General features: G+C 53.2%; 21 protein-coding genes and 1 pseudogene. 14 read left to right on the forward strand and 8 right to left on the reverse strand.

The genetic code is table 11. The features are described from left to right. The first annotated feature begins 133 nt into the window (after positions 1–133). From uhpT to nepI, 3 genes are all read left to right on the forward strand, one after another. Positions 134–1,525, forward strand: a complete 1,392-nt coding sequence (gene uhpT, locus IMQ48_RS18200) for a hexose-6-phosphate:phosphate antiporter (RefSeq protein ID WP_196210129.1) — start codon at positions 134–136, stop codon at positions 1,523–1,525. Between the two features lie 145 nt (positions 1,526–1,670). Continuing rightward, positions 1,671–2,123 carry a DUF1198 family protein gene (locus IMQ48_RS18205; RefSeq protein WP_196210130.1) on the forward strand — a complete coding sequence of 151 codons (453 nt, stop codon included), beginning with the start codon at positions 1,671–1,673 and terminating at the stop codon, positions 2,121–2,123. A 130-nt stretch (positions 2,124–2,253) separates the two neighbouring features. Further along, the gene (gene nepI, locus IMQ48_RS18210) at positions 2,254–3,447 is read left to right on the forward strand and encodes a purine ribonucleoside efflux pump NepI (protein WP_196210131.1); all 1,194 of its coding nucleotides are present in this window, start codon (positions 2,254–2,256) and stop codon (positions 3,445–3,447) included. Between the two features lie 123 nt (positions 3,448–3,570). Here nepI and IMQ48_RS18215 read toward each other — a convergent pair whose 3' ends face one another. The 5 genes from IMQ48_RS18215 to IMQ48_RS18235 all read right to left on the reverse strand — a co-directional run bounded on the left by IMQ48_RS18215 (position 3,571) and on the right by IMQ48_RS18235 (position 8,531). Then, a complete protein-coding gene (locus IMQ48_RS18215; protein WP_096759026.1) occupies positions 3,571–4,947 on the reverse strand; it encodes a carbohydrate porin in 1,377 nt (458 codons plus the stop codon). A 207-nt stretch (positions 4,948–5,154) separates the two neighbouring features. After that, complete coding sequence (locus IMQ48_RS18220; RefSeq protein ID WP_008786514.1) at positions 5,155–5,457, reverse strand: PTS lactose/cellobiose transporter subunit IIA; 303 nt, start codon at positions 5,455–5,457, stop codon at positions 5,155–5,157. 12 nt (positions 5,458–5,469) lie between these two features. Further along, positions 5,470–6,852, reverse strand: coding sequence for a glycoside hydrolase family 1 protein (locus tag IMQ48_RS18225; protein ID WP_196210132.1), 1,383 nt, complete (start codon positions 6,850–6,852; stop codon positions 5,470–5,472). Positions 6,853–6,872: 20 nt separating this feature from the next. Continuing rightward, the gene (locus tag IMQ48_RS18230; RefSeq protein ID WP_196210133.1) at positions 6,873–8,204 is read right to left on the reverse strand and encodes a PTS sugar transporter subunit IIC; all 1,332 of its coding nucleotides are present in this window, start codon (positions 8,202–8,204) and stop codon (positions 6,873–6,875) included. 12 nt (positions 8,205–8,216) lie between these two features. Next, positions 8,217–8,531, reverse strand: coding sequence for a PTS sugar transporter subunit IIB (locus IMQ48_RS18235; protein WP_196210134.1), 315 nt, complete (start codon positions 8,529–8,531; stop codon positions 8,217–8,219). A 292-nt stretch (positions 8,532–8,823) separates the two neighbouring features. Between IMQ48_RS18235 and IMQ48_RS18240 the strand changes: the two genes are divergently transcribed. Then, positions 8,824–9,771 carry a LacI family DNA-binding transcriptional regulator gene (locus IMQ48_RS18240; protein WP_096759029.1) on the forward strand — a complete coding sequence of 316 codons (948 nt, stop codon included), beginning with the start codon at positions 8,824–8,826 and terminating at the stop codon, positions 9,769–9,771. Between the two features lie 36 nt (positions 9,772–9,807). On the opposite strand, the gene IMQ48_RS18245 is transcribed toward IMQ48_RS18240, so the two are convergent. After that, positions 9,808–10,101: a YicS family protein gene (locus IMQ48_RS18245; RefSeq protein WP_196210135.1), complete on the reverse strand. Its 294-nt coding sequence runs from the start codon at positions 10,099–10,101 to the stop codon at positions 9,808–9,810. A 129-nt stretch (positions 10,102–10,230) separates the two neighbouring features. Between IMQ48_RS18245 and IMQ48_RS18250 the strand changes: the two genes are divergently transcribed. The 10 genes and pseudogenes from IMQ48_RS18250 (at position 10,231) to nlpA (ending at position 20,116) form a co-directional block, all read left to right on the forward strand. Next, a complete protein-coding gene (locus IMQ48_RS18250) occupies positions 10,231–10,647 on the forward strand; it encodes a GNAT family N-acetyltransferase (RefSeq protein WP_196210136.1) in 417 nt (138 codons plus the stop codon). A gap of 103 nt (positions 10,648–10,750) precedes the next feature. Continuing rightward, entirely contained in the window at positions 10,751–13,552 is a 2,802-nt protein-coding gene (gene dagR / locus IMQ48_RS18255) for a transcriptional regulator DagR (RefSeq protein ID WP_196210137.1), read from the forward strand. Between the two features lie 120 nt (positions 13,553–13,672). Continuing rightward, positions 13,673–14,098 (forward strand): PTS sugar transporter subunit IIA, encoded by a 426-nt coding sequence (locus IMQ48_RS18260; protein ID WP_096759032.1) that lies wholly within the window; start codon positions 13,673–13,675, stop codon positions 14,096–14,098. 13 nt (positions 14,099–14,111) lie between these two features. Next, positions 14,112–14,597: a PTS system mannose/fructose/N-acetylgalactosamine-transporter subunit IIB gene (locus IMQ48_RS18265; RefSeq protein WP_096759033.1), complete on the forward strand. Its 486-nt coding sequence runs from the start codon at positions 14,112–14,114 to the stop codon at positions 14,595–14,597. Between the two features lie 23 nt (positions 14,598–14,620). Then, positions 14,621–15,370: a PTS sugar transporter subunit IIC gene (locus IMQ48_RS18270; protein ID WP_003023960.1), complete on the forward strand. Its 750-nt coding sequence runs from the start codon at positions 14,621–14,623 to the stop codon at positions 15,368–15,370. After that, on the forward strand, positions 15,367–16,227 hold the full coding sequence (locus tag IMQ48_RS18275; RefSeq protein ID WP_182270708.1) for a PTS system mannose/fructose/sorbose family transporter subunit IID: 861 nt from the start codon (positions 15,367–15,369) through the stop codon (positions 16,225–16,227). The genes IMQ48_RS18270 and IMQ48_RS18275 overlap by 4 nt, the downstream gene beginning before the upstream one ends. Before the next feature lie 3 nt (positions 16,228–16,230). Continuing rightward, on the forward strand, positions 16,231–17,340 hold the full coding sequence (dgaE, locus tag IMQ48_RS18280) for a D-glucosaminate-6-phosphate ammonia lyase (protein WP_196210138.1): 1,110 nt from the start codon (positions 16,231–16,233) through the stop codon (positions 17,338–17,340). Continuing rightward, positions 17,327–18,070 carry a 2-dehydro-3-deoxy-phosphogluconate aldolase gene (locus IMQ48_RS18285; RefSeq protein ID WP_196210139.1) on the forward strand — a complete coding sequence of 248 codons (744 nt, stop codon included), beginning with the start codon at positions 17,327–17,329 and terminating at the stop codon, positions 18,068–18,070. The genes dgaE and IMQ48_RS18285 overlap by 14 nt, the downstream gene beginning before the upstream one ends. Positions 18,071–18,282: 212 nt before the next feature. Further along, positions 18,283–19,173, forward strand: a pseudogene (locus IMQ48_RS18290) (Rpn family recombination-promoting nuclease/putative transposase). Between the two features lie 124 nt (positions 19,174–19,297). Continuing rightward, positions 19,298–20,116 carry a lipoprotein NlpA gene (nlpA, locus tag IMQ48_RS18295; protein ID WP_096759038.1) on the forward strand — a complete coding sequence of 273 codons (819 nt, stop codon included), beginning with the start codon at positions 19,298–19,300 and terminating at the stop codon, positions 20,114–20,116. 28 nt (positions 20,117–20,144) lie between these two features. On the opposite strand, the gene IMQ48_RS18300 is transcribed toward nlpA, so the two are convergent. Beyond that, on the reverse strand, positions 20,145–21,047 hold the full coding sequence (locus IMQ48_RS18300) for a carboxylate/amino acid/amine transporter (protein ID WP_196210140.1): 903 nt from the start codon (positions 21,045–21,047) through the stop codon (positions 20,145–20,147). A gap of 26 nt (positions 21,048–21,073) precedes the next feature. Then, on the reverse strand, positions 21,074–21,842 hold a 769-nt coding region (locus tag IMQ48_RS18305; RefSeq protein WP_196210141.1), incomplete at its 5' end, for a LysR substrate-binding domain-containing protein.

Below are 21,842 nucleotides of genomic sequence, written 5' to 3' on the forward strand. Positions count from 1 at the left end.
CCTTTTTGCCTTGAGAGGCGCAAAACTAAGAAATTTTCCCGGTTTCGCCTGGACGCTGTCTCAGGCGTCTCTCCCGACTGATTTTTACAATGCCTGCTATTCGCAGGTATAAAAATTAGCTCGGGAGTGTCCTATGCTGGCCTTTCTAAACCAGGTGCGCAAGCCGACCCTGGATCTGCCGCTCGATGTGCGGCGCAAAATGTGGTTCAAGCCGTTCATGCAGTCTTACCTGGTGGTTTTCATCGGCTACCTGACCATGTACCTGATCCGCAAAAACTTTAACATTGCTCAGAACGACATGATCACCACCTACGGGCTGAGTATGACGCAGCTGGGGATGATTGGCCTGGGCTTCTCCATCACCTACGGCGTGGGTAAAACGCTGGTCTCCTACTACGCTGACGGCAAAAACACCAAGCAGTTCCTGCCGCTGATGCTGATCCTCTCGGCCATCTGTATGCTCGGCTTTAGCGCCAGCATGGGGCCAGGCACAACCAGCTTGTACCTGATGATTGCCTTCTACGCGCTGAGCGGTTTCTTCCAGAGTACCGGCGGTTCGTGCAGCTATTCGACCATCACCAAATGGACGCCGCGCCGTAAACGTGGCTCCTACCTCGGTATGTGGAACATCTCCCATAACCTCGGCGGCGCGGGTGCGGCAGGCGTAGCGCTGTTCGGTGCTAACGTGCTGTTCGACGGCCACGTTATTGGGATGTTTATCTTCCCGTCGATTATCGCGCTGATCGTGGGCTTTATCGGCCTGCGCTATGGTAGCGACTCTCCGGAATCTTATGGTCTTGGCAAAGCAGAAGAGCTGTTTGGCGAAGAGGTAAGCGAAGAGGACAAAGAGACCGAAGAAAACGAAATGACCAAATGGCAGATCTTTGTTGAGTACGTGCTGAAAAACAAAGTGATCTGGCTGCTGTGCTTCTCCAACATCTTCCTGTACGTGGTGCGTATCGGTATCGACCAGTGGTCTACCGTGTATGCCTTCCAGGAGCTGAAACTCTCTAAAGAGGTGGCGATTCAGGGCTTTACCCTGTTTGAAGTGGGGGCGCTGGTCGGCACGCTGCTGTGGGGCTGGCTGTCGGATCTGGCGAACGGCCGTCGGGCGCTGGTGGCCTGTATCGCGCTGGCATTAATTATTGCCACGCTCGGCGTTTATCAGCACGCCAGCAACCAGTACATTTATCTGGCCTCGCTGTTTGCGCTTGGTTTCCTGGTGTTTGGTCCGCAGCTGTTGATCGGCGTGGCGGCAGTGGGTTTTGTGCCGAAAAAAGCGATCGGCGCCGCCGATGGGATTAAAGGCACCTTCGCGTATCTGATCGGCGACAGCTTCGCCAAGCTGGGACTGGGGATGATCGCCGATGGGACGCCAGTCTTCGGCCTGACCGGCTGGGCAGGCACCTTCGCCGCGCTGGACACCGCCGCGATTGCCTGTATCTGCCTGATGGCTATCGTGGCTGTCTTCGAAGAACGTAAAATCCGCCGCGAGAAAAAAATTCAGCAGTTAAAAATCGCTTAAGTGTGTAGTGGTAACGCTTTGCCCGCCTTCATGGCGGGCTTTTTTATGCCTTATGCGCCGTCCTGAATAGCGTTAACACGTTCGGCCGTCGACAGAGATGAATTTGCCGCTATGATGGGCGTCCTGTCTGGTAAGGGATGTGCGCATGATTTGGATAATGCTGGCCACGTTGGTGGTCGTTTTTGTTGTCGGTTTTCGGGTGCTGACGTCTGGGGCGCGGCGTGCGGTGCGCCGGTTGAGTGAACGCCTGGGCATTGATGTGATGCCGGTAGAATCGATGGCCGATCAGATGGGGAAAGCGCAGGGCGAAGCGTTTCTGCAGTACCTCCACCGACCTGACGAATCGCATCTGCAAAATGCCGCACAGGTGCTGTTGATCTGGCAAATTGTCATTGTCGATGGCAGCGAACAGAATCTGCTGCAATGGCATCGTTTGCTGCAAAAAGCCCGGCTGGCCGCGCCAATTACTGACGCTCAGGTGCGTCTGGCGCTCGGTTTTTTGCGTGAAATGGAGCCAGACCTGCAGGAGATAAACGCATTTCAGATGCGCTACAACGCCCTTTTCCTGCCTGAGGATGGCGTTCACTGGCTGCACTGATATCTGATTTGTGATGGTGACTACTTGTCATCGTCGTCCGGCGGTGAAAGTTGTTAAAACGTTAAATCCGTCACATTTTTAATGTTACACTGCGTAACTTTTCTACAATAACCCTACGCAGGTTACAAAATTGAGTGACGTTATTGAACAAAAATCCCGCGCTGAGGTGAATGCCCGACCTAACTGGTCGGCGGTATTTGCCGTGGCGTTCTGTGTTGCCTGCCTGATAACCGTTGAGTTCTTGCCGGTCAGTTTGCTGACGCCAATGGCGCAGGATCTGGGTATTTCGGAAGGCGTTGCCGGGCAATCGGTCACTGTGACGGCCTTTGTCGCCATGTTTGCGAGCCTGTTTGTCACGCAAATCATTCAGGCGACCGACCGTCGCTATGTGGTGATCCTGTTTTCGGTGCTGCTGACGCTCTCCTGCTTGCTGGTCTCATTCGCCAACTCCTTTACGCTGCTGCTGGTGGGGCGCGCCTGTCTTGGGCTGGCGCTCGGTGGCTTCTGGGCGATGTCGGCGTCGTTGACCATGCGTCTGGTTCCCGCGCGCACGGTGCCAAAAGCGTTGTCGGTTATCTTCGGTGCGGTCTCTATCGCACTGGTGATTGCCGCGCCGTTGGGGAGTTTTTTAGGCGGTATTATCGGCTGGCGTAACGTGTTTAATGCTGCGGCGGTAATGGGAGTGCTGTGCACTATTTGGGTGGTGAGATCGCTGCCTTCTCTACCCGGTGAGCCGTCGCACCAGAAGCAAAATATGTTTAGCCTGCTGCAGCGTCCGGGCGTGATGGCCGGTATGATCGCCATCTTTATGTCCTTTGCCGGGCAGTTCGCCTTCTTTACCTACATCCGTCCGGTATATATGAATCTGGCGGGCTTTGATGTGGATGGCCTGACGCTGGTGCTGCTGAGTTTTGGTATCGCCAGCTTTGTGGGCACGTCGTTCTCGTCGATGATTTTGAAGCGCTCGGTCAAACTGGCGTTAGCCGGTGCACCGCTGGTGCTGGCGCTCAGCGCGCTGGTACTGATCCTGTGGGGCAGCGACAAAGTGGTCGCGGCTGGTATTGCGATTGTTTGGGGGCTGGCGTTTGCGCTGGTGCCGGTGGGATGGTCGACGTGGATCACTCGCTCGCTGGCCGATCAGGCAGAAAAAGCCGGATCCGTCCAGGTCGCCGTGATCCAGCTTGCCAATACCTGTGGGGCTGCGGTGGGAGGCTATGCGCTTGATAACCTCGGACTGCTGTCGCCCCTGATGCTCTCCGGCAGCCTGATGCTGCTGACGGCGCTGGTGGTGGCAGCGAAAGTACGCATAAAGGGTATGCAATGATCCCAATATTCATTGCGGGACCGTCTACGTAGGCCGGATAAGGCGTTAACGCGCCCTCCGGCATCGTGCCCGGTGGCGCGGTGCTTACCGGGCTACGTGACTACGACGATGCACGATCCCTTATCAGAACCACGCTTCCCACATCGCGCCGAGGTTGAAGTCGTCCAGGGTTTCGTCTTTCGTACCGTTGACGCGCGCAGTGCGGTCGTTGTCCACCTTGCCGCCTGTCACGTAGAAGCGCAGCATGGGGCGGAATTCGGGTCCCATGGCGATTGACATGTTCTGCGACAACGTCAGCTTCCAGCCGCTGTTATCCCCGCCGTTGTCGTAATCAACCCGCTGATAGCCCGCTTCCAGCCAGGTGGAGTGAACGTCGTTCCAGAAGTACATCGGGCGTACAATCGCGCCGTAGTTCTTACGGTTATCACTTTTATCTGCGCTGTTGTCGTAGTCATGGAACGCCAGCAGGTATTCCACCTGCGCCTGGCGGGTAAACTTATGGCTCCCCTCGAAGCTGGCGTAAACCGTGGTCAGGTCGTCGGTTTTGTTGTAGACGCTGTTGTCTGAGTTATCCGAATAACGGGCGATTACCTTGTTCACGCCGCTGTCGTTGGTGTGGCTCAGCACAAAAGCGCCCTGCCAGGCTTTGAGTCGGTCATCGCTCTCGACGGCTTTGGAGTCAAAACCGTAGTTGGCGTAGATCTCCAGGTCCAGCGGGCCAACCTTCATATTGTGGATTTTTGACGTCACCGCATAGTTACCTTTGTCACCGGTGCCGGAGCCGCCGGTACAGGTAATGCGTGAAGGGTTGGCTTCGTCTTCCATGACTTCCGGGCTGCACGATTCGACGGCGGCAACGGTGGCGACATCAAACTGTACGCCGCCAATGTCGAAGTTCTTCACCCCGGCACCCTGGCCGTCGTGGTTCATCCAGAAGTAGTCGTTGATGCCCTGTTGTGGACGCTGATGGAAGTCGCGGCCGGCCCAGATGTAGGCGTTCGGATTGGACTCCAGCACGTTGGTTACGCCCGCGTAGGCTTTTTTGAGGTTAACTTCATCGCCCCAGTGGTCAATCATTACGTTGATATCCCAGATTGCGCCGTTGTCGCTTTTGAACGCTTTGGATAGCTGGAATTCGCCGCCGTTGCCTTCGTTGCCCAGACGACCAATCGCAGATGCACCGTTGTAGGACCCGTCAACGCCAACGTATTTCTGATCGCCACTCTGGAAGTGCGCGCCGTAACGGGCGTAGCCGCTGAACTTCACGCCGAACGGTATTGCCATATCCGGTGACTGCGCTGCGCTTTGCGGTTCGTTAATCACATCGGTTTTCTTCGCCACGGCAGCGTCCATTTTCGCCTGGCGCTCCGCCAGCGCTTTATCGACGGCTTTGGCGACGATGGCGTCGATTTGTTCCTGCGTAAATTCCTGTGCGAGGACAGAAATTGGGCACAGCGCGGCCACGACCGCCATGGCTAATGGAAGTTTTTTTATGTTCATGGTTATCTCATTTGACACTTAACCCTTCAGGTTGCCATTGGCATTCTGAATAAGCGTGTGTATTCATTTATTTTAAGATAATAACCATCCCGTCTCGGTTGAATTTGCTATCACCAAAACAAGTTGATTTGTTTATTGTATTAATGGGTACAGAAATAATTTATTTAATCGTAATAAATACTCCGTTCAGAAAGTGTTATTTAGAAACTAACGTTGATACAGATGAATAATTTCTTCTGACAGTTCGCGGGCTAATAGCGACGTCATTAAGTGGTCCTGCGCATGCACCATAATTAATGTCATCGGTTGCCGGGCTTCCCCGGCGTCCTGTTCGATCAATTTGGTTTGCATGTGGTGAGCCTGACGGGCATAGCCGTCAGCCTCACGAAGCAGGCTTTTCGCTTCGTCAATGTTCCCGGCGCGCGCAGCGTGCAGCGCTTCGAAACACAGGCTGCGTGACTGCCCGGCATTGACGATGATTTCCATTACTGCTTCTTCTAATGCAATCATGATGCTCTCTTTTTAATCGAATCCATTATTGGCGGCAGTTTTCGCAAACCACTCGCCGCTCTTTTTCACGGTACGTTTTTGCGTGGCTAAATCTAACTGGACAAAACCGTAGCGGTTTTTATATCCGTTGAGCCATGACCAGTTATCAATAAAGGTCCACATATGGTAGCCAAGACAATGGCAGCCTTCGCTAATACCTTTATGCAGCCATTTAAGATGTTGCGAGACAAACTCAATACGGTAACTGTCGTTAATCTGATCGTTCTGAATAAAACGCTGCTCGTTTTCTACGCCCATGCCGTTTTCAGAAATAAAACAGCGCGGGTTACCATAATTATCACGTAGATTAGTAATAATATCGTAAATACCCGGCTCATAGATTTCCCAGCCACGGTACGGGTTCATTTTACGTCCCGGCATTTCGTAATAATCAAACAATGACTCTGGCATAAACGGCGCGTCAGGATTGACGGCGCTATCGCGGCATTTCACCCGGCGCGGTTGGTAGTAGTTAATACCCAACAGGTCGATTTTACCCTCGGCTATTAGCTGGCTGTCGCCGGGCTGGCAGGCCGGTAGCTGATTGTACTGTTTTAACAGTTCCACCAGGTCTGCCGGATATTCGCCTTTTAATACCGGATCGAGGAAGCTGCGATTAAACAGCAGATCCGCATGGTGTGCGGCTTTCACATCTGCCGGATTTTGCGAGCGCGGATAAGACGGCGTTAAATTCAGCACCACGCCGATTTCACCGTCATAGTTGCCAGCGCGATACGCTCGGACCGCCGTCGAATGCGCCAGTACGGTGTGGTAGGCCACGGTTGCCGCACGTTTGAAATCCACCACGTTCGGGTAGTGGAAGTCATACAAATAACCGCCTTCTACCGGGACAATCGGTTCGTTGAAGGTGAACCAGTGCTTCACCCGATTGCCGAACAATGTAAAACATGTCTGGGCGTAGCGGCCAAAGGCTTCCACAACTTCACGATTTTCCCAGCCGCCTTTTTCCTGCATCACCATCGGCATATCGAAGTGGAACAGGGTGATAAAGGGCGTAATGCCCTGCGCCAGCAGCTCGTCGATAACATTATTATAGAAATCGACCGCTTCAGGATTGACCTCGCCGGTACCATCCGGGATCAGGCGCGACCAGCTCAAGGACGTACGGAAGCTGTTGTGCTTCAACTGCTTTAACAGCGCGATGTCCTGTTTCCAGTGTTGGTAAAAACCGGACGTATCTGCCGGGCCAACCCCCTGATGGAAACGACCCGGCTGACGCTCGAACCACACGTCCCATGTGGTCTGGCTTTTACCGCCGTTCAGGCTATCCCCTTCGGTTTGTAGCGCTGAGCAGGCACTGCCCCACCAGAAATTTTCAGGAAAACGGTATCTCATTGTTCTGACTCCTTGATTCATTATGAGTTGCTACGGGCAGCGTTCGCCACGGAGACGGCATCCTGGGCTTTTTGCTCTGCGGATTTCATCAAAGAACGTTCGTACGCACGCAGGAAAGGCAGGTACATCAGCGCCGACATTGCCATGCAGATAAAGCACATCACCACCGGACTTAATGCCCAGTTCGCGGCCCAGGATGCCCCAATTGGCGCAGGCGTGGTCCACGGAGTTAACGACACGACCTGGGCTATCCAGCCAAGCTTGGTGGCGCTATAAGCCAGCACCGCATTGACCAGCGGAACGCAGACGAACGGGATGAACAGCATCGGGTTCATGATGATCGGCGCACCAAACAGAATAGGCTCATTGATGTTAAAGAAACTAGGCACAATTCCCATTTTACCGATGGTGCGCAGGTGGGCGACGCGGCTGCGCAGTAGCAGGAACGCAAGCGGTAAGGTTGAGCCCACGCCGCCAATCAGCAGGTAGTGATCCCAGAAACCTTGCAGATAAACGTGCGGCAGCGCCGCGCCTGCCGCCAGTGCCGCCTGGTTAGCGGACAGGTTTGCCATCCAGAATGGGTTCATGATGCCGGTGACAATCAGCGCGCCGTGAATTCCCGCAAACCAGAAAATCTGGCACAGCAGGACGGAAAGCAGAATCGCCGGCAGGGAGTCAGAGGCGGAAACCAGCGGTTCCAGCAGGTGCATAATCGCCTGTGGAATAATCATCCCGGTTTGCGCTTCGATGAACAGGTTGAGCGGATGCAGGGTGGCAATCACCACCAGAACCGGTATCAGGATCTCAAATGAACGCGCAACACCGGTCGGCACTTCTTTCGGCAGGCGGATCGTCACGTTGTTTTGCTTCAGCCAGGCATACACCCGGGTGGAGTAAATGGCGGTAATCAGGGCGGTAAAGATCCCCTGACCGGAAAGGTACTGCGTCGAGATTTTTCCGTCGGCATAAGGCGCTGCAACCAGCAAAAACGCCATAAAGGCCAACAACCCGGACATGATCGGGTCGAGATTAAACTGGCGCCTAAGGCTGGCGCCAATGCCAACGGAGATGAAGAACGTCATAACACCCATGCTGAGGTTAAACGGCAGCATCAACTGTTCACGGTAGGTGGCAGAAAAGTCGAGCCAGCCACGGGCAAAGCTGTTGGTGGTTTCGGCAGAGAACGGAGGGAAAATAAACACCAGCATGAACGAGCCGATGATCATAAACGGCAGCGCCGCCGTAAAACCGTCACGAATCGCAATCACATACTTTTGCTGCCCCAGTTTTCCGGCGAGCGGGGTGATGGATTGTTCAATGACGGCAACCATTGACTGATATAACGAACTCATATTGATACCTTTCTAGTGTGTCGCTTCAATCAGCGACAGGGCATAATCCAGCACTTTGTCACCGCGTTGCATACCGTAATCCATCATATCTATGGCTTTTACGGGTACACCCTGGGTGGCAGCCTTTTCTGAGAGCGTAGTAAGCATGTACTTTACCTGGGGGCCGAGCAGCACCACCTGATAATTTGGAAACTGTGTGTCAAATTCGGCAACACCGTATGCATCAATCTTCACGGGCAACCCGCGCGTTTCCGCTTCTTCAACCATTTTGCGAACCAGCATGCTGGTGGACATCCCTGCAGAGCAACACAACATAATCCTGAACATGGTGAACCATCCTTTAAATGTAAGAACATATTGCGAGTTTGATTTGATATCATACGGAAACCGGTTTCCATTCGTCGCAAACAGAACTGTGACGGCCATCAAGATCTTATTGTTATAAGGCTTATTATTGGAGTCTGGATCACGAAATTCGGTGGTTTTATCTCTTTTTGAGTCAAAATGGAAAATCGGTTTCCATGAAAAACGGAAACAGATATACTGCGAGTGGCGATTATTTAAGCCAGTGTTAAATACAGGAAGGAAAGGGCCGGGCAGGTCCTGTCAGGGGAGAATGATGTCTACTATCAACGATGTATCGCGTCTGGCTGGTGTATCAAAGGCCACGGTGTCACGCGTGTTGAGCGGTTCACGTGGTGTTAAGGAGGCCAGTCGTCTTGCCGTGTTGAAAGCGGTGGATGAACTGAACTATCGCCCTAACGTGATTGCGCAGTCGCTGCTGAGTCAGTCCACCGGCTGTATTGGGGTGATTTGCGCGCAGGATAACATTAACCAGACCACCGGCTATCTCTACGCGCTGGAAAAACACCTTAGCCAGCATCAAAAACATCTGCTGCTGCGTTTTGCCAATAGCAAAGCGGAAGTGATGAACGCCCTCGATGAGTTAAGCTGCGGGTTGTGCGATGACGTATTGATTATTGGCGCGCGTTTCCCGCTGAGTATCAGTCAGGAGAATGTCATTCTGGTGGATTGCCTGGATTCCGGCGATGACGTCAACAGCATTCAGTTTGATCACGCGTTCGCTACCGAAACAGCCTGTAACTACCTGATAAGCCAGAACCGTCGCCAGATTGCGTTGATTCATCCGGACGGCATGGGGTTCTCGGATCAGGTGCTGCTGGGCTACAAGCATGCGCTGGAAAAAAACTTCCTGCCGTTTAACCGCAATCTGGTGTTTATGGAGGCCACGTCGTCCTCCGTGGCATTACAGGAGCTGCTCAATAACGCGTCAACGCTCAATTTTAACGCGCTGTTGGTGGCCGACGAGCAACAGGCTCAGCGAGTTATCCCGCAGCTGCTGGCGTTTAATAAATCGGTGCCGGGAGACATAATGGTCTTTAGTCTGGCCGGGTCGCTGCATTTGCCGGGCATTCCGACTATCCCGGCCATTGAGTATTCAATGGATGCGATGGCGGCACGCATCGTCAGCTGGCTGAACGAGAAAACCCAGAACGTGCTGGGTTCATACGTGCTGCGCGGCGACCTCATTATTCCTCAACGTTAGCCGAAATAATCAGGCGCGAAGCAATTCGTTTCGTGCCTAGAGATCAGGGCATTCAATCTTGCCAAGTGCATCCCAGTAGTTATTCTGATTACTCCTTTGTATTGCCAAAATGGCCTCGCGGATATGCTGCTGATTACGTGTATCGGCCATAATCGTTTTTTCCCATACTTCATCTGACGGCGACCCCTGCGGAGTACAAATTTTTCGCAAGTCCTTCAATACAGTATTTTTTTCGTGAACTGCCTGTAGAGAACCGTAAGCCGAGTCGGCCTGCGCCAGACCCGGCAGCGTGAAAAGGACGGCAATAATCGGAAAAACGGCTCGTTTCATGATAATAATCCTTGTTGTCGATGCGCATCATCTCAAGAGTAAGTGTAGACGCCATAAGGCTCACTCATCTGCCTGTGTTAATGTCTAAAATTAAATCAGCCAGAAGTTTTAGTTTTTCAGGAGGATAGAATGCAGATACAGATTACGGATACGGTTACCGAAGACGATCAAAATGCGCTGCTTACCGGATTGCGGGCTTACAATCTGCAGTTCCTGAAAACGACCAATTTCGGCGATTTGGCGGTCTACTGGCGCAATGAACACCATGAAATACAGGGTGGGCTGATCGGTAAAATCAAAGGTGAATGGCTGTGTATCGAGTTTTTATGGATGCATGAATCCCTGCGTAAAGGGGGTTATGGCACAAAATTGATACAGGCGGCAGAACAGACGGCTCGCGAGAGGGGATGTCTGCACGCATTGGTTGATACTCTGAGTTTTCAGGCATTGCCGTTTTATCAAAAGAATGGCTACCAGCTGCAATTAACCCTCGAAAACTTTCCGGAACAAGGTGCCGCACGCCACTATTTATCGAAAATGTTTTGATGACCGGGAGTGTTGGCCGTAACGTCTGGATGTCGCCTCACTTTCTTGCACAGCAGAATAGTGTATGTTCTGAACAATCATTTATTTCTTAAGCGGTAAAGAGATGAGGCGGATTGAGGTAATACTGGGGGAGCTGGAACGGCTGACGCGTGGGCTTAATCTTGCCAATTTGGCGCAGGAAACGGCATTCACGGCGGAGGCTATAGGCTTCAACCTTGGGCTGGCGCGCAATTCTGTCAGTAAAGACCTCAATCAGCTATGGAACGATGGCCTGGCGATTAAAAGTCGGGGCCGTCCGGTGTTCTTCCTGCATCGTCAGGCAATTGAAATGTTGCTGGATCGCACGCTGGATGAGTCCGAACGCGAAGTGCGGTCGGTTGCCGATCTCATTGCCCATCAGGAGAGTCTGGTCTCTGACGATCCCTTTATCGGGCTTATCGGCTACGACCGCAGCCTGCGCGATGCGGTGGAAAAAGGTCGAGCGGCGGTACTCTATCCTCATGGTCTGCATGTCATGCTGACCGGCCCCTCTGGCGTAGGCAAAACCTTTTTTGCTGAGCTGATGCATCGCTTTGCCTGCGAACGCGCGACGGGAACGTCGCTGCCACCGCTGGTCTATTTTAACTGTGCAGAATATGCCCATAACCCGGAGCTGCTTTCCTCACATCTGTTTGGTCATCGCCAGGGGGCATTTACCGGAGCAAACGAGAATAAACCCGGTTTAGTCGAACAGGCTGACGGTGGTTATCTGTTACTCGATGAGGTCCATCGACTGCCGTATGAAGGGCAGGAAAAGCTGTTCTCCATTCTCGATAAAGGCGAATACCGGCCTCTGGGTTCGAGTGCTACGGCGCGCTCCATTTCGGTACGCCTGATTTGTGCGACGACTGAACCGGTGAGTTCGGCGCTGCTACGCACTTTCCAGCGGCGTATTCAGGTCTGTATCGATCTGCCAGGTATCCGCCAGCGTTCAATCGAAGAACAGGTTGAATTGATTGTCGGTTTCTTACAGCGTGAGAGCCGTAAAATCGAACGCACGGTAAGCATCGACAAAACGCTACTGCTCTGGCTGCTGAACAAACCGCTGGAAGGCAATATTGGCCAGCTCAAGAGCGATATTCAGTTTCTGTGCGCTCAGGCGTGGGCATCAGGGATGACGGAGCAAAGTGACACGCTACAACTGGATAAACGGCTCGCAGAAATGCCGTTTAATGCCACGGCGGAACAGCGCCAGTTGGTTGATGTACTGTTTGTCGGAAAAGAGCGTCTGAGCGTGGATGCTCGCACGCTCCCGGCATTAAAAAACTCGCTGGCAACCGGGGCGGAAATTGAAGATAGCGATCTCTTTTACAGCTTCCTGACTCGCGAATACGTCAACCTGCGTAACAGTAATGTACCGCCAGCCGAAACGCTGGCGATACTCAAAAATAAGCTCAGTTCCATATTTGATTACGGTCTTTACAGTCGCGATAACGTGGCGCATCCCCCGCGCTATGGTGACCAGATTGAAGAACGGGTGACGTTACTCATCGGCTGTGTTGAACAAGTGCTGGGCTTTACGCTGCCGGAAAACCTGGTGAATCCATTGCGCAAGCACCTTCTGGCGCTGATTGGTTATGTGCAGCGCGGACTTATCCCGCAGCTTTACTCCTCCAGCCTGATCCTTGATCGCTGCAAAGATGAATACGACAACGCCACGCTGTTGTGCCGAAAAATCAATGAACTGCTGTATATTCAGTGCCCGGCGACGGAAGTTGTCTGGCTATGTTTGTTCCTTAAAGAGTGTCGCCATTACCGACAGCGCATCGACGCCAGCCCCGACTGCGGTGTGGTTTTGATTGCCCACGGAGCCACCACCGCCACGAGTCAGGCGCAGTACGTGAACCGTGTGCTGGAGCGTGAATTGTTCAGCGCTATCGATATGCCGTTTGAGCAATCGGTGCATGACACACTGGAAGCGCTGACCCGGATGATCCAGACCCGGCAATACCGGCGATTAATCCTGATGGTAGATATCGGTTCACTGATTCATTTTGGTAGCACCATCAGCAAGTTATTCCAGATAGATGTTCTACTAATGCCGAATATCACCCTGACCAGCCTGCTGGAAGTGGGCCTGGACTTAAGCTATGAAACCAGCGACTTAGCGCAGTTGGCGGCGTTAATGCAGAGTAAAGATATCCCCTGTCAGCTCTGCACACCGCAGCAGGAGAACGGCGGCAAAGTACTGGTGATCTCCTGTATTACCGGCATGGGGACAGCGGAAAAAATCAAAAAGGTGCTGGAGGAGAGCTTTGGCGAACTGATGTCGCAGGACACACGGATGGTTATCCTCGATTACAACGAAGTGCGCAGTCTGGAGCGCGTCCAACAGGCGATAAATGCCAGCGAAAGACTGGCGGGGATTGTCGGCACCTTCCAGCCGGGGTTACCGGATATTCCGTTTATTTCGCTGGAGGAGCTGTTCTCCGAGCAGGGGCCGGAGCTGGTGCTGAGCCTGCTGACGCCCGATCTCTCCAGCAGCGAGCGCCGTCTGGAGATGGAACGCAGTGCCATGCGCTTTATTAGTGCGCTGACTATGGAGAGCATCATCAACCATATTTCGGTGCTCAATCCTCAGCGTATTCTGAAGGAAATGGAAGGCGTGCTTAACCACCTGACGGCTGCACTTTTGCTGAAACCGAGCCGTCAGGTGACACTGCGCTTCCTGATCCACTGCTGTTGTATGGTCGAGCGTATCGTGATTAACCGCAAACCGTTACAGATGGCGCTTGAAAACAAGCCGGACCTGGACACCCACGCATTTAGTGTCATTAAATCCGCTTTCCTGCCGATCGAAGAGGCCTACGCCATTCGTTTATCGGACGCGGAATATTTTTATATCTACGAACTGTTATATAGCTGACCCCTTGCCTGGCGGGGCTTTACGTCCCGTTCGCTTTCCCTCTTCCCCCGCGTGACACAAATTCTGGCACATCCCTTGCTCTGGTTACCTATGTCTATGTAATCGAGCCAGGAGGCCATTTTGACTACCACTGAATCCTTGCCCCAAATTCTGCTGCTGACCCATGGCGGCTGGGGGCAACAGCTTTGCAACAGCCTGCGCATGGTGACGGGCGAAATTAAAGGCGTCACGGAAATCGCGCTGATGCCCGTCGATACGCTCGGTGAGTTTTATCAGCGCGTCGAAGCCGTGGTGAAAATCATGCCGGAAGGTTCACTTATCCTGACGGACTTCATTGGTGGGACTACCTCTAACGTGGCGGCGCGGCTGAGTGCCGATTACCCGGTGGCGGTGGTTTCCGGGCTGAATGCCTCTTTGCTACTGGAGGCGCTGGACAGGCGTGAGCATGGTCTTCTGACCACCTGCGTGGCTGAACTTGTTGATGCCGGGCGGAGCAGTTGTCTGGACGTTGCCGCCCATGTTCGTCAATTACAACAATCAAAATAGGGAAGAAAACATCATGGCAAACATCGTCTTATGTCGAATTGATAGCCGTCTGATTCATGGGCAGGTGGTAACGAAATGGGTTGGACAATCCCAGGCAAACCGAATTGCGGTAGTCAGTGATGAACTGGACGCCGATCCGTTTATGAAAAATATCTACCTGATGGCCGCACCGCCGAACATCAAAGTGGATTGCTACGGTAATCAGAGTTTTGCTGCCGCATGGAAAGAAAACCAGCTTGGTGACGGCAAAGTATTGGTGCTGTTTCCTTCTCTGACGGCGATTCAGGAAGCGGTCCAACTGGGTTTTGATGTGACCACCATTCAGGTCGGTGGACTGGGCGGCGGGCCAAACCGCAAAGCGGTATTCCAGAACATTACGCTGGATGAAAAAGACGTCGGCATTTTGGGTGACCTGAAAAACCGCGGGATTCAGGTGTTCTTCCAGACCATCCCGGAAGATAAGCCGCAGTCGCTGGACGATATCCTGAAAAAATTCTAACCCTTTGATAATGGGATAACACTATGGATACTTTAGTCTTCGCAAGCCTGATGGGGTTGTATTACTGGTTTGCCCGTTTACGTTTAGGCTACACCTTCTCCGCCATGCTGCTTCAGCCCGTTGTCATTGCTGTTTTTGTGGGCTTGCTTTTAGGCAACATGGAAACTGCGATGATCATTGGCGCAGGTATGCAGCTGGTTTACCTTGGCGTCACCTCCACTCCGGGCGGTAACGTCCCGTCAGACCCCGCGCTGGCCGCCTGTATCTCGATTCCTATCGCCGTGAAAGCGGGAATGGACCCGAATCTGGCCATTGCGCTGGCGATCCCGTTTGGCGTGATAGGCGTGTTCCTTGACCAGTTGCGCCGTACGTTGAACGCGGCGTGGGTACATATGGCGGATAAGCATGCGGAAACGGCGAACATGGCAGGCATTATGCGCTGTGCTTTCCTTTATCCGGCGTTGCTCGGCCTGGTACTACGCTTTCCGGTGGTCTTTGCCGCCAACTATTTTGGTCAGGACGTGGTGGAAAGCTTCCTCAAGCTGATGCCACACTGGCTGACCCACTCCTTTGAAATTATGGGCGGCATTCTGCCTGCGCTGGGCTTCGCCATCACCATTATGGTGATCGGTAAAAAAAGCCTGCTGCCGTGGTTTATCGGTGGATTCTTTGCCGTGCTGTACCTGAAGGTGGACATCATGGCGATGGCAATCTTTGGTACCTGCGTGGCCTTCCTGATTAAAGGTCTGGCGAAAAATGAAGGAGCAGCATGATGAGCAGCGACGTAATGCAGAATGAACTGGTCGAGCGCGCACGAGAAAGCGGCACGCTGACCAAGGCCGACATCACCAAAGCCTGGTTTATTTATTGGCTGGGTGCGGAAGTCTCCAGCTCTTATGAGCGTTTGCAAAGCCTGATTTACTGCGCCTCAATGACGCCGATCATCAAAAAGCTCTACCCGCAAAAAGAAGAGCAGGTTGAAGCGCTAAAACGCCATCTGAACTTCTTCAACTCGGAACAGACGTTTGGGGCGGTGATTCAGGGGATCTCCATTGCGATGGAGGAGCAAAAAACGCGTGGTGAACCGATCAGCGACGCCTCTATCACCGGGATTAAAACGGGTTTGATGGGGCCGCTGGCCGGGATGGGGGACTCCATCATTTGGGCCGCCGTAATGCCGCTGTTAATCGCTATTTTCATCCCATTCGCCGCCAATGGCAGTGCGATGGGCGGCATTGTCCCCTTAATTCTCTATCCTGCTATTACGCTGGCGATAAGCTACGGCATGGTTCACAAAGGCTACACGCTGGGGCGCGACTCAATAATCGGTCTGCTGCAAGGAGGGAGAATTAAAGAGCTTATCTACGGCGCGAACGTGTTGGGCCTGATCATGATGGGGGCGCTGTCTGCAAGCTACGTCAAGATTACGACACCGTTAAAGCTTAGCGCCCTGAAAGGCTCGGAAGTGGTGGTGCAGCAAATCCTCGACTCTATTGCCCCTGGCCTGTTGCCGCTGGCGGCGGTATTCGCTATTTACTTCTATCTGGTGAAGAAAGGGCCGCGTTACACCACCATTTTGCTGTCGATTGTGGCGCTCAGCGTGGTTTGTTCGCTGTTGGGAGTGTTGTAAATCATGACACAAAATATCTATCAACAACTGGGACTAAAGCAGGTGATTAACGCCTGCGGCAAGATGACGATCCTGGGTGTCTCCAGTGTTGCGCCAGAAGTGATGCAGGCAACGGCGCAAGCGGCTTCAGCCTTTGTTGAAATTGACCGGCTGGTGGACCGTACCGGCGAGTTGGTTTCCCGCTATACCGGTGCCGAGGATAGTTATGTCACCTCATGCGCCTCGGCAGGGATTGCCATTGCCGTGGCTGCCGCAATCACCCGTGGCGATCCGCTCCGGATCACGCTGATGCCAGATAGCACCGGTATGGCAAACGAAATAGTTATGCTGCGCGGGCATAACGTGGATTACGGTGCGCCAATCACCAGTGCGATTCGCTTAGGCGGCGGACGGGTGGTGGAAGTCGGCTCAAGTAATCTGGCGGCCCGCTGGCAGTTGGAAAGCGCGATTACCGACAATACCGCCGCGCTGCTGTACGTAAAATCGCACCACTGCGTGCAGAAAGGTATGTTAAGCATTGCGGATTTTGTGCAGGTCGCACAGGTTCACAACCTGCCGCTGATTGTCGATGCCGCCGCCGAGGAGGATTTGCACGCCTGGGTGGCGAGTGGTGCCGACATGGTGATTTACAGCGGGGCAAAAGCGTTCAACGCGCCAACCTCCGGGTTTATTACCGGCAAGACACCGTGGATTGCCGCTTGTAAAGCGCAGCACCACGGTATTGCCCGGGCGATGAAAATCGGCAAGGAGAACATGGTCGGGCTGATTTATGCGCTGGAAAACTACCATCAGGCGCAAACTGTAGTCACCGCAGATCAGCTACAGCCCGTAGCGGCAGCGATTTCTGCCATTCGTGGACTGGAGGCTGATATTGAGCAGGATGAAGCCGGACGTGCTATCTGGCGTATTCGTGTCCGGGTGAATGTACAGGCGCTAGGTATTGACGCCCGTGAAGTCGAAGCACAGCTACGCGGTGGTGATATCGCCATTTACGCTCGCCGTTACAATCTCCACCAGGGCGTCTTTAGCCTTGATCCGCGTACGGTCGCAGAAGGGGAAATGGCGCTGATCGTTGCACGACTGAAGGAGATTGCAGACCATGCAGCAGATTAATTTTTATCGTCAACGTGTGGCGATTAACGTGCTGGCAAAAGATATTGCCAATGCCAGGGAAATCTACGACGCCGCCGAGGGCCATGCGGTAATCGGCGTGCTCTCCGCGCAGTTTGCCTCAGTAGAAGACGGCATTCAGGAGGTCAAACGCTGGATGGCGCAGGTGCCTTCCATCTCCGTGGGGCTGGGAGCCGGAGATCCGGCGCAGTATTACAAAGCAGCGATGATCGCATCTGCGGTTCATCCGGCGCACGTCAACCAGACCTTTACCGGTAGCGGTTTTGCGGCTGGCGCGCTGGCGGCAACGGGGGGCGAACAGACGCACATCAACGCGCTGGTTAGCCCGACAGGTACGCCGGGTGAGGTGCTTATTTCCACCGGGGTTAGCAGCAGCAAAGGGACACCTGCTCGGGTTCCCTGTGATGCGGCGGTGCGTATGATGCAGGATTCAGGGGCGCATGCGGCGAAGTTTTTCCCTATGGGGGGCGAGAAGTCGCTACCTGAGCTGTATGTGCTGGCGACGACCGCCGCGCGCAACGGAATGACGCTAATTGAACCGACCGGCGGAATCGATCTTGATAATTTCGGCATCATATTGCAAACCTGCCTGGAAGCAGGCGTATCACGCGTGATGCCACACGTTTACAGCTCAATTATCGATCCGCAAACCGGCAATACCCGGCCAGAAGATATCCGCAGATTAATGGAGATCGTAAAAGGCCTGGTGTGATAGTGCCTCCTGCATATAACCCCCGACATACAGGCCCGGTAAGCGTTATCGCCACCGGGCATTTTTGCGAACATTATTCCCTGAAAATGTATGCATTGCAGTTGAGAGTTTTTATCCTACAAAGCGCCTCGCAGGCTTAAAAGTTGCCTGATGTGGATAATGCGATAGGCGAGTAAGGTCCCGTCATCTTGTACTGCAGGTGATGGATCGCCATGAAAAAAAACATGACCTCTACGCCGCATGATGCGGTGTTTAAAAGGTTTTTAGGCCATCCGGAAACGGCGCGGGATTTCCTGGATATCTGGCTTCCGGAATCGCTACGCGACCTTTGCAACCTGAACACACTGAAGCTTGAATCCGGTAGTTTTGTGGAGGAAGACCTGCGGGCCAGTTATTCCGATGTACTGTGGTCACTGCAAACAACGAAGGGAAGGGGCTATATCTATGCGCTGATTGAACATCAAAGCTCGCCGGATGCCCATATGGCATTTCGGCTGATGCGCTATGCCATTGCCGCGATGCAGCGTCATCTCGACGCCGGGAATAAAGCGTTACCCCTGGTGGTGCCGATACTTTTTTACCATGGTGTGGAAAGTCCATATCCCTTTTCGCTGAGTTGGCTGGATGAATTTGCAGAGCCAGAGATAGCGCGACAGCTTTATGATGCACCGTTTCCGTTGGTGGACATCACCATGGTGTCTGATGATGAAATTATGCAGCACCGGCGGATGGCTTTGCTGGAGCTTGTTCAGAAGCACATCCGCGAGCGTGATCTGATGCTATTGGTGGATAAGCTGGCGGTCCTACTTGTTAAGGAACACGCTAATGACAGCCAAATAGAAACGCTGTTTAATTACTTGCTATAGTCTGGCAGTGCGACCCAATTTGAGGCGTTTATTCGTAAGCTGGCCGGGCGCGTTCCCCTACACAAGGAGAGATTAATGACCATTGCTGAATGCTTACGTGAGTCGGGGAGAAAAGAAGGAAAACTGGATGAAGCGTTGCGGATTGCACATGCCATGCTTGAAAAGGGTATCGATCGCGACCTGGTGCTACTGATTACCGGGCTTTCCATTGATGAGCTGATGGAACACTCCGACTAATCTCCTTTATTTCCGTTATGCCTTTTTCTTCTTGCTGATGCTTTTTCGTTTTTTAAACCGCAGCGGCCTTCCCGCTATAGTCATTTCATTACTCAATGGGCGGTTAATTCAAAAGGATAAAAACGTGAAGCTGAAGAAACCATATTTTGGGGCCGGGGCTGCGGTATTGCTGGCAGGATTACTGCTGGCAGGTTGTGACCAGCAAAGCAGTGATGGAAAACACATTAAAGTCGGCGTGATTAACGGCGCAGAGCAGGATGTGGCAGAGGTCGCGAAGAAAGTGGCCAAAGAGAAGTACGGACTCGATGTTGAGCTGGTGGGTTTTAGTGGTTCGTTGCTGCCCAACGATGCAACTAATCATGGTGAGCTGGATGCCAACGTCTTCCAGCATCGTCCGTTCCTTGAACAGGATAATAAAGCGCATAATTACAAACTGGTGGCGGTGGGCAATACCTTTGTCTTCCCGATGGCCGGTTATTCGAAAAAAATCAAAAGCGCGGCAGAGCTAAAAGACGGCGCGACGATTGCGATACCTAACGATCCCACTAACCTCGGACGCGCGCTGTTGCTGCTGCAAAAAGAAAAATTAATTACGCTGAAAGACGGTACCGGTCTGCTGCCGACAGCGCTGGATATCACCGATAATCCGCGTCATCTGACAATCATGGAGCTGGAAGGCGCACAGCTGCCGCGCGTGTTGGACGATCAGAAAGTGGACGTGGCGATCATCAGTACCACCTATATTCAACAAACTGGGCTTTCTCCGGTACATGACAGCGTATTTATCGAAGATAAAAACTCGCCGTATGTGAATATTCTGGTGGCGCGAGAAGACAATAAAGATGCCGGGAACGTAAAAGAATTCCTGCAATCCTATCAGTCTCCGGAAGTCGCTAAGGCGGCGGAGAAAATCTTTAATGGTGGCGCGGTACCGGGCTGGTAATAACCCTCTGTAGCCGCGCCGCTCGGTGTTATACCGCTCGGGCGCGGCGGCGGGAGTCCATTGATATCAGCACCACTGAAGAGAGGATCAGCAACGTGCCCAGCCAGTCTGGCAGGGTAAACGTAATCCCTAACAACAACAGCGACAACAGGGCGCTGCTTAACGGTTCTGCACAGCTCAAAATACTCGCTTTCGGTCCGCCAATCATCTGCGCGCCTTTCAGGTACAAGCTAAACGTCAGCGATGTGCCGATCACCACCAGATAGAAAAATGCCAGAATCAAACTGCCATTGACCACGAAGTCCGTTCCCTCTCCGGCATAGAACGGGAGCAGGATCAGGCCACCTATCAGCATGCTCCAGCCAACAATCGGCAGCGTACCGTAACGGGCGATAAGCGTAGAGGGATAGGTGGTATAGAACGCGGCGGCAAAGGCGGAGGCAATCCCCCAGAACAGCGCGGCAGGGGAAATAGACAGCGAGGTTGGGTTGCCGTGAGTCACCAGCAAGAACGTGCCAATAAGCGAGGTCAGAATGGCGGTGAACACTAAAATACCCGGTCGTGCTTTACGTACCACGGAGAACCACGCCACGATAATGGTCGGTGACAAAAATTGCAGCACCGTTGCGGTGGCGGCGTTGGATTTTTCAATGGTCAGCAGAAAAGTCAGCTGTACAGTGAGCGCGCCGACCACGGAAAAGATCAGCAGGCTGATGGCGTCTTTGCGATTTTTGATGATGGAAAAGACTTTGTCGCCGTGCACAAACGAGAGCATCAGCAGAATGAGTCCGGCGAAAATCAGGCGCGTCATGGTCAAAAACTGCGATGACATCTGACTTTGCTCCATGATGTACTGCGCGCAAACGCCCGAACTTCCCCATAATACGGCGGCTATCAGGACGTTCATCATCCCTCTTCTGGTGGAACTCATTATTTCCTCGGCATGGTTGTATTGTCTTATTTGTGTGCAGGTATCATATCAGAGATGGTATGGATCTCTGCCTGCACATCCGCCATCAGCCAGTCATTAAAGATTTTCACCTCAGGGCGCATAGCCGCGTGCTGTGGTGTGACGATGTAGTATGACCATGTCAGAGGCCAGCGGACGTTGGGATGAAGTTGGACCAGTTGCCCGTCAGTAAGAAGTTGTTGCACCAGCGCGCGGCGCACAATGGCCACACCCTGACCACTGAGTGCTGCCAGAATCACGGTGGCGGTGGAGTTGATGTGCAGCCTGCTTTCGCGTGTAGCGGGAGCATGGGTAGCATTCAGGACATCGTCCCAGGAAGGAAAATTGGCACCGTGGTGGGGGGTATCATCATGGATCAGCTTCTGTGTGACCAACCATTCACCACAGGATATTTTTTCTATTGGCGCGAGGCGCGGGCTGCAGACCAGAACGGCTTCTTCATCCATCAGCCAGGTTTTGTTGACTCCTGGCCAGTCGCCTTTTCCGCAGCGCACGCCCAAATCCGCTTCGCCGTGGGCGACATCCATCAATTTTTCCGTCACGTTCAGACGTAGTTCGATATTTTCATGCGCCTGCGAGAAACGGTTGAGACGACTCATCAGCCAGTTCATCACCAGTACCTGAGAGGCGGTGATGATTACCACTGAGCGTGCCCGACGACCGCGCAGTTTATTCAGCCCGGATTCGAGGTTATCCAGTCCTTGGGTAATGTCGCGTAATGCGTCCTGCGCTTCACTGACCAGCGTGAGGCGCTCT

It is taken from the genome of Citrobacter sp. Res13-Sevr-PEB04-36 (genome assembly GCF_015672735.1).
Lineage (GTDB): Bacteria > Pseudomonadota > Gammaproteobacteria > Enterobacterales > Enterobacteriaceae > Citrobacter.